At 75.8% G+C, this 314-nt stretch carries 1 protein-coding gene; it reads left to right on the plus strand.

Going from position 1 to position 314, the window contains the following annotated elements; translation table 11 throughout:
• Positions 1-196: hypothetical protein (locus JHD63_RS24415; RefSeq protein ID WP_233168570.1), on the plus strand; the 196-nt coding region annotated here is incomplete at its 5' end.
• Positions 197-314 lie beyond the last annotated feature (118 nt).

Below are 314 nucleotides of genomic sequence, written 5' to 3' on the forward strand. Positions count from 1 at the left end.
CGACCCCGCGTCCATCGCGGCCGGCATGGATCAGATCGCCGCGCTCGCGCCCGACGCCGTCATCGTCACCGCCTTCGATCCGGCCAGCACCTGGAAGACGCAGGCCCTCAAGCTCAAGGCCAGGAACCTGTCTCTTATACACATCTCCGAGCCCACGAGACCGTACAGGAAATCTCGTATGCCGTCTTGTGCTTGAAAAAGGGGGGGGGGGGGGGGGGGGGGGGGGGGGGGGGGGGGGGGGGGGGGGGGGGGGGGGGGGGGGGGGGGGGGGGGGGGGGGGGGGGGGGGGGGGGGGGGGGGGGGGGGGGGGGGGG

Origin of the sequence: Xylophilus sp. ASV27, from assembly GCF_016428875.1 — a bacterium.
Taxonomy (GTDB): domain Bacteria; phylum Pseudomonadota; class Gammaproteobacteria; order Burkholderiales; family Burkholderiaceae_C; genus Xylophilus.